Below are 6,617 nucleotides of genomic sequence, written 5' to 3' on the forward strand. Positions count from 1 at the left end.
AGACCGTCGACCCCTGCAACCTGCAACTGCTCTACCAAGGCCGCAGCCCCAGCTCCAACGGCGTCGACTACGGCCTGCTGCCCTACCGCCCGGGCCTGCTGACCCTCCAGCGCTGACCGCGCGACACGGGTCCACCCCCGGGCCCTCACCGCCACGGCGGACGCCCTATCGCATAGGCGCTGTCCATGGCACGCGGTCAGGACCCGGATGGAGCTGAACGGTGGGCTCGGCACCAGGCCGAGCCCACCGGATCACCTCGCCGCTGCAAGAAGATCAGAAAGGCCACCTGCGATCGTCGCAGGTGGCCTTTCCGCTGCGTCGTGCTGGCGGGATCTTGAATTTCTATCGCCCGACCTGCCGCCGCTTCGGCTTGACGAGCACCCAACCCCGGCGGCGGGGTGAGGGATGTGAGGATCAATACGAAACGCCGGTCCATGGCGACGAGTGTGTTGGGGCGACGCGGAAGACGCTCAAGCGAGTCGGCGAGACCCTCGAGGGCTTGAGACGTCGTCGCCGTGCTTCGCCGTTGCATGGAGATCAACGGCCACAGGAGGCATGGCGGGTCTCCTGATCGACCGGGGGATCCCAGGACTCCGTCTCACGAAGCAGCCGTCCCGGTCGCGGCGAGGTCTAGTTCGAAAACCCGCCGGACCGGGTCCAGCGCAGTGTGGAGGACCCGCGTCTGAAGGTGATCTCTCTCCCGCCGTCGCCCGCCGAGACCCTCTCCCAGCCGTCGAAGCTTCTGGTCAGGTGGTGGTCCCATGTGCGCAGGTTCCCCGCCCCCACGGCCGCGATGGACTCCATCGGCGGCTCGCCGTCCGAACAGTAGTGGCCGAAGTCCGCCGTGGCGGTGACGGTTCCGCCGAAGGCCCGCAGGTGGATCCCCTGGCACGCCTCGGTGTTCGTGCCGTAGATCAGGCTCGGCCTCGTCCACCCGTCGGCCTGCGGGTCGGAGTGCTGTTCATACAGGCCCTTGCCACGCCGATAGTGCATGGCCACCCGCCGTCCGTCGTCCAGTGCGACCATGGCGTTGTACGGATCTCCAGCGCCATGCCAAGGGATGTCGCTCTTGCGTAGTCCGTAGGAATAGCCTTTCGCGGTCTTCGCAGGGGTGGCGGCCGACTCGGATGCCGATGGGGCAGGACTCGTCCGCGCGATCGTCGGGTCCTGACCGCCGCACGCCGCCACTGTCACCAGCAGCAGCATTCCAGCTGACGCCAGCGGATGCTTCACGCGCGTACCTCGCTCTCTCACCGGTCGTCCGGCGTGGTCTCATCGGCTTCGTGCCGTCAATCACGCTAGATCAATCGGTGGGGGATGAGACCTGCATCGCGGGTCCGGCCCGGTCCCGATCTCTGGACAGGCTCGTCAGCGGATCTCCACAAGACCCTGTCGGTAGGCGTAGGCGACGGCCTGGGCGCGGTCGCGGGCACCGATCTTGGCGAAGAGGTTGTTGATGTGCGTCTTCACCGTCGCCTCGCTGATGAACAGGTCGCCGGCGATCTGCGCGTTGGAGCGCCCCTCGGCCATGAGGCACAGCACCTCCGTCTCTCGCCTGGTCAGCCCGTCGGGGAGATCACCCTTCGGCCGAGGCGCGCGTCCTCGCTCCGCACCGGACGCCCGATCCCGTACCGGAGCCTCACCGGCGGCGGACGCGTGCCCGCCGCCGGCCTCGCCCGAGCCGGGGACGCCGGGCTCGCGATCGCCGCCGGGCGGGGACGGCGCGGCCATGGTGTCCAGCAGGCGGCGCTGGACGGAGGGGTCCAGCTGGGCGCCGCCCCGCATCACGGTGGCGATGGCCCGGGCGATCTCCTCGGCGTCGGCGCTCTTGGTCAGGAACCCCCGCGCCCCGGCCTGCAGGGCGGCGAACACCGACTCGTCGTCGGAGTAGGTGGTCAGGACGATGACCTGGGTGCCCGGGTGCGCCGCGCGAACGCGCCTGGTCGCCTCCACCCCGTCCATCCTCGGCATCCGCAGATCCATCAGCACCACATCGGGCCGCTCGGACTCCACCAGCCGCAGGGCCGCCTCGCCGTCGCCCGCCGAACCCACCACCTCCACACCGGGCAGCAGGCCCAGCAGGAGGGTGAGCCCTTCCCGCACGATGGTCTGGTCGTCCACCACAAGGACTCGCACGGTCATGCGGATTCCCCCAGGACCGGCACGGTCATGCCGATCACCATCGGCACCGGCACGGTCATGCCTGTGACCACCGGTACCGGCACCGGCACCGTCCTACCGGTTCCGGGCAGGACACGCGCGGTCATGCGGACCGTTCCGCCATGGGCAGACGCAGGCGTACCCGGAACCCCTCGCCGTCCGCTTCCCCCGCCGACAGACTCCCGCCCAGCAACTCGGCCCGCTCCCTCATGCCCACCAGACCGTACCCTCCGCCCTGGACGCCCGGAACGTCCACCGGCGGGTTGGTGACCTCCAGTTCGCACGATTCGTCGCCGAACTCCAGCCGAACGGTCGCCGAGGCGCCGGGGGCATGCCGCCGTACGTTGGTGAGGGCCTCCTGCGCGGTGCGGATCACCGCCAGCTCCGTCTCCGGCTCGAGGCGCCGTTCCGGCCCGTTCACCGTGACCGCGCATTCCGCGCCGCTCGTCGCCTGGAACTCCTCGGCTAGGGCCTTGAGCGCCGCGGGCAGCGGCGGGCTGTTCTCCCGCAGCGCGGACACGGCCCGGCGGGCCTCCTCCAAGCCGGTCTTGGCCAGCTCTCGGGCACGATCGACCCGGTCCAGCGCCTCTTCGGGACGGTCGGCTCGCAGCAGCAGGCGCGCCCCTTCGAGATGGACGATCTGCGCCGACAAGGAGTGGGCCAGGATGTCGTGGATCTCCCTGGCGATCCTCGCCCGCTCGGCGAGCACCTCTTCCCTGGCCTCGGCACTGCGGGCCTGCCTGCGCAGTCTAATCGCGTAGGCGAAGAGGAAGACCACGCATGTGCTGACCCCGAGCCCGAACCACTCATCCCACCTGCGACCGGTCAGGCCGGCCAGCAGGAGACCTGCCAGGGCGAGGAGGCCGACCGGCAGCGATCTGGACAGCGGATGCTGCACGGCGGCCGACCCGACGCCGAACAGCAGCGCCGCGAGGGCGGGACTGCTCTCGCGGGCGATCACAAGGAGGAACAGCGAGGCGACCACCACGACGACGGAGATGACCGGGACACCCCGAAGAGAATGCGGAAAGCCCTTACGGAGGTCACCGGGCGCCACCACCAGGACCACCGCGATGAACAGAGTGATCCCCGCCACCAGCAGCCCTCTCGGCGTCAACGGAGACCCGGCCTCCTGCTTGAACTGGGCCAGCACGAAGACAAGGAGCACCAGGAGCCGCGAGACGACGGCGAGGTTCACCGTACTTGTACGGGTCTGGGCCATGTCGGGACCATACCTGCGCGCGTGACCGCGCCCCAGGCCGGACCACGGCGCACAGGGTCAGGCACGCGCCGGCTGCTCGTGGCCCCCGGCGAACGGCACGGCGCGGGCGCGGCGGGCGACCAAGAACTCCTGGAAGCCGATCGTCACGCCCATGAAGAACAGCAGCGCCGTTGGGGCCTCGACGAGACCGAGCGCGTGGCCGGCCGCGAGGAGGGCGACGCGGGTGAGGACGGAGGCCAGCCAGCCGAGCAACGTCCAGGGGGTTCCCCTGCACCACGCCAGTCCGTTCCCGTCCCGCCACACGACTATGGTGCGGGCGCGGACGAAGCCGAAGGCGACGGCCGACGCCAGTTCCACGACGAGCATCGCGACACTGGGCGCCAGGTTCGCCGTGGTCACGAGCCCGCCCGAGACCAGCCCCACCACGATCATGATCGAAGCGAAGTAGTGCAGACCGTGAGCCTTGACCGTCCTGGTCCTCATCTGGCGGTAGACGACCAGAGCGACCACGAGCACCACGGCGAAGGGCATGTACGTCGAATCCATGCGATGAACGGTAGGAAGATCTCCGTCACGGTGGATCGGCGCAGCGGTGGAGGTTTCTCATCTCCACCCATGGGTGGAGAAGCCAAGGTCCACGCCGAGTCGCGAGCTTGGCCACCCAGTCGGTCACGCAGCCAAGCGGTAAGGCCACTTCCGGAGATCGAAGGTGGCCTTCTGGCTGATACTTCCGGGCCGGGAGGCGGGATTCGAACCCGGCCGTGGGAACGGTCACGGACTTCAAGTTCTGATGGATGGACGAACGGCCCCGGATTCGCCTCAGGCCCCGGGCCCGTCGTTCGGCTCCAGCAGGCCGATCTCGTCGTAGTGGTGCAGGGTGCGCACCGACACCCCCGCCAGCTCGGCGACGGCGCCGACGGTGTATTCCATGTGGTCCATCGTGTCCATGGCCTCACTGTGCGGCCTCACGTGACGTAAGAGTCAACCGGTACGGCCGGCCCGGACCAGGACCGGCGAGGACCACCGGCCCGCAGTCCGGCGGTCCCCTTCGTCCCGCACGACCGGCAGAGCAGTGCTGACAGCCTGGCGGTGCTGGCCGAGCATGTGGTGACGCCAGGCCAAGATCGGGACTGTGCGGGAGTGTTGCTATATGCGCTGCTGTACAGCAAGACGCGCGAAGAGCGCTGAACGCGTCCACACTCGTTCTTCGCCGAAGGACGCCCAAGGAACCAACCTGTCACCGTCACCGGAGGACCGGCTCAGTCATCCCCCTCGACTTCTGAGATCGCGTAGGCATCGACGGCCTCGGACAGCCCTGGCGGAGCGGGGGTGCTGGGGTGGGAGGTCGAACACTGGCGAGGCATGGCGTTAGGCTGCAACCATGCGCGATCTTGGTGACGATCCGCGCCCCGTTCGCGGCGTGGTACGGCAGGTGTACGACGTCGAAGGGGCGGCGGCCCTGGAATACTCCCCGAACCTGGACGGCCTGGCCGATCCCGGCGAGATCGTATGGGCCTGGGTACCGTACGAGGAGGACGCCGCACGCGGCAAGGACAGGCCTCTGCTGCTCGTCGGCCGCCATGGGCGCCGGCTGTTGGGCATGCTGCTGTCCAGTCGCGACCCCGGCCCCGACCAAGATGACTGGCTGGAGCTTGGCTCCGGCACCTGGGATCGCGAAGGCCGGGTCTCCTACCTGCGGGTGGACCGGGTTTTCGAACTCGACGAGGACGACATCCGCCGTGAGGGCTCCATCCTTGACCGGGCCAAGTTCGCCCGTGTCGCCACGGTCCTGCATCAACGCTATGGCTGGCCGTTCGCATAGAACTCGGCCACCGAAATGATCACTGGGCGGGTCCTCGGCCCAAGGTTGAAGGTCACGAACAAGAAGCTGTGCCTCACGCTCAGGAGGAACGCGGAAACGTCGCCGGGACTGGTTCGCGCATGGGACGTGCATACCTGGGTGCGTCATAACTCGTGTGGACGCCTGCAGAAGCGGTGGAGGCGGTTGACCCCCGGACGGTGGTCAACCCTCGACAGGCTCGGGCACTGCTCGACGCCACGCCTCGTGTCGGCCGGACGCGAGGGGCTCGGATGCGGGCGATGTACGCGTGTACTACGCCGCGCTTCGTCCGGAGGAGACGGTGGGCCTCAAGCGCGAGAACTGCGACCTGCCGCGGGAGGGGTGGGGCCTTCTCGCTCTGGAGACGGCGCGGCCCTTCGCCAACAAGCGCTATATCGACTCGGGCGCCGCGCACGATGATCGTGGCTTGAAACACCGGACAGACAAGGACACGCGGCCGGTGCCGATTCCTCCGGCTCTGGTGTAGATCCTGCGCGAGCACATCCAGACATTCGGCGTGGCCGGCGACGGCAGGCTGTTCGCCACGAGTAAGGGCGGGCTCTACACCAACTCGGCGATCTCCCGCGTCTGGAAGTCTGCACGCAAGCAGGCGTTCACCCCTGAGCAGGTGGCCTCTTCGCTGGTGGCGACGCCGTACGACCTACGGCACGCAGCCGTCTCCCTCTGGAATCGTCCCTACCGAGGTCGCCAAGCGAGCGGGCCACAGCATAGGGGTCCTGCAACACGTGTACGCGAAGCAGGTCGGCGACGGCCCAGCGGGTAGCAAGTGGGGTTCCGTTAGGGAACCTAGGGTGCTACCTTTATCGGCGTCTCTTGAAGAAACTTGGAAAGGGATCCGATGACATTCATAAGGCGCTTTGACCACGTCGGTATCACCGTCGCCGATCTCGATGCCGTGACGGCGTTCTTCGTCAGCCTCGGTCTGGAGGCCGATTCGAAGATGGTCGTCGAAGGCGAGTTCCTGGACACGGTGATCGGCATGACCGGCGCCCGCACCGAGATCGTCATGCTGCGAGCGCCCGGCGGAGGTACGACGCTGGAGCTGTCGAGCTTCACGTGGCCGGACCACCTCCCGGGTTCGCCCGCCGCGCCGGCCAACGAGCTGGGCCTGCGCAACGTCGCCTTCGAGGTGCACGACCTCCAAGCCGCGGTCGACCACGCCGCAGCCGACGGCCACGGCCTGGTGGGAGGCATCGGCGAATACGAGGGCATGTGGCGGATGGCCTACGTCCGCGGGCCCGAAGGAATCATCGTCTCGCTGGCCGAGCGCGTCGAGAAGTAGGGAGACATCATGAGCACGACCGTCACCGACGAACAGATTCGCGCTCTGGCCGCGACCGCGAAGCCCTACAGCCTGGCGCTCCTTCAGTGGGG

At 68.4% G+C, this 6,617-nt stretch carries 9 protein-coding genes; 3 read left to right on the forward strand and 6 right to left on the reverse strand.

Annotation, left to right across the window (positions count from 1 at the left end; genetic code table 11):
* Positions 1-630: 630 nt before the first annotated feature.
* From ABZU32_RS40705 to ABZU32_RS40730, 6 genes are all read right to left on the reverse strand, one after another.
* The gene (locus ABZU32_RS40705; RefSeq protein WP_354932091.1) at positions 631-1,206 is read right to left on the reverse strand and encodes a hypothetical protein; all 576 of its coding nucleotides are present in this window, start codon (positions 1,204-1,206) and stop codon (positions 631-633) included.
* A gap of 162 nt (positions 1,207-1,368) precedes the next feature.
* Positions 1,369-2,142 (reverse strand): response regulator transcription factor, encoded by a 774-nt coding sequence (locus ABZU32_RS40710; RefSeq protein ID WP_354932093.1) that lies wholly within the window; start codon positions 2,140-2,142, stop codon positions 1,369-1,371.
* Positions 2,139-2,267 (reverse strand): hypothetical protein, encoded by a 129-nt coding sequence (locus ABZU32_RS40715; RefSeq protein ID WP_354932096.1) that lies wholly within the window; start codon positions 2,265-2,267, stop codon positions 2,139-2,141. The genes ABZU32_RS40710 and ABZU32_RS40715 overlap by 4 nt, the downstream gene beginning before the upstream one ends.
* Positions 2,264-3,382, reverse strand: coding sequence for a sensor histidine kinase (locus ABZU32_RS40720; RefSeq protein ID WP_354932099.1), 1,119 nt, complete (start codon positions 3,380-3,382; stop codon positions 2,264-2,266). The genes ABZU32_RS40715 and ABZU32_RS40720 overlap by 4 nt, the downstream gene beginning before the upstream one ends.
* Before the next feature lie 57 nt (positions 3,383-3,439).
* The gene (locus tag ABZU32_RS40725; RefSeq protein ID WP_354932102.1) at positions 3,440-3,928 is read right to left on the reverse strand and encodes a hypothetical protein; all 489 of its coding nucleotides are present in this window, start codon (positions 3,926-3,928) and stop codon (positions 3,440-3,442) included.
* Positions 3,929-4,201: 273 nt separating this feature from the next.
* Positions 4,202-4,330: a MerR family DNA-binding transcriptional regulator gene (locus tag ABZU32_RS40730; protein ID WP_354932105.1), complete on the reverse strand. Its 129-nt coding sequence runs from the start codon at positions 4,328-4,330 to the stop codon at positions 4,202-4,204.
* A 433-nt stretch (positions 4,331-4,763) separates the two neighbouring features.
* Between ABZU32_RS40730 and ABZU32_RS40735 the strand changes: the two genes are divergently transcribed.
* From ABZU32_RS40735 to ABZU32_RS40745, 3 genes are all read left to right on the forward strand, one after another.
* A complete protein-coding gene (locus ABZU32_RS40735; RefSeq protein ID WP_354932108.1) occupies positions 4,764-5,204 on the forward strand; it encodes a type II toxin-antitoxin system PemK/MazF family toxin in 441 nt (146 codons plus the stop codon).
* Between the two features lie 286 nt (positions 5,205-5,490).
* The gene (locus ABZU32_RS40740) at positions 5,491-5,709 is read left to right on the forward strand and encodes a hypothetical protein (protein ID WP_354932111.1); all 219 of its coding nucleotides are present in this window, start codon (positions 5,491-5,493) and stop codon (positions 5,707-5,709) included.
* Positions 5,710-6,066: 357 nt separating this feature from the next.
* The gene (locus tag ABZU32_RS40745) at positions 6,067-6,525 is read left to right on the forward strand and encodes a VOC family protein (protein WP_354932114.1); all 459 of its coding nucleotides are present in this window, start codon (positions 6,067-6,069) and stop codon (positions 6,523-6,525) included.
* Positions 6,526-6,617: the final 92 nt, after the last annotated feature.

It is taken from the genome of Sphaerisporangium sp. NPDC005288 (assembly GCF_040607475.1).
Lineage (GTDB): Bacteria > Actinomycetota > Actinomycetes > Streptosporangiales > Streptosporangiaceae > Sphaerisporangium > Sphaerisporangium rhizosphaerae.

What these genes read in the sequence shown, in the direction of transcription:
- ABZU32_RS40725 (WP_354932102.1), bottom strand. Translation starts at nt 3,928, where the DNA reads ATGGATTCGACGTACATGCCCTTCGCCGTGGTGCTCGTGGTCGCTCTG.
- ABZU32_RS40715 (WP_354932096.1), bottom strand. Translation starts at nt 2,267, where the DNA reads ATGACCGCGCGTGTCCTGCCCGGAACCGGTAGGACGGTGCCGGTGCCG.
- ABZU32_RS40730 (WP_354932105.1), bottom strand. Translation starts at nt 4,330, where the DNA reads ATGGACACGATGGACCACATGGAATACACCGTCGGCGCCGTCGCCGAG.
- ABZU32_RS40720 (WP_354932099.1), bottom strand. Translation starts at nt 3,382, where the DNA reads ATGGCCCAGACCCGTACAAGTACGGTGAACCTCGCCGTCGTCTCGCGG.
- ABZU32_RS40705 (WP_354932091.1), bottom strand. Translation starts at nt 1,206, where the DNA reads ATGCTGCTGCTGGTGACAGTGGCGGCGTGCGGCGGTCAGGACCCGACG.
- ABZU32_RS40710 (WP_354932093.1), bottom strand. Translation starts at nt 2,142, where the DNA reads ATGACCGTGCGAGTCCTTGTGGTGGACGACCAGACCATCGTGCGGGAA.
- ABZU32_RS40735 (WP_354932108.1), top strand. Translation starts at nt 4,764, where the DNA reads ATGCGCGATCTTGGTGACGATCCGCGCCCCGTTCGCGGCGTGGTACGG.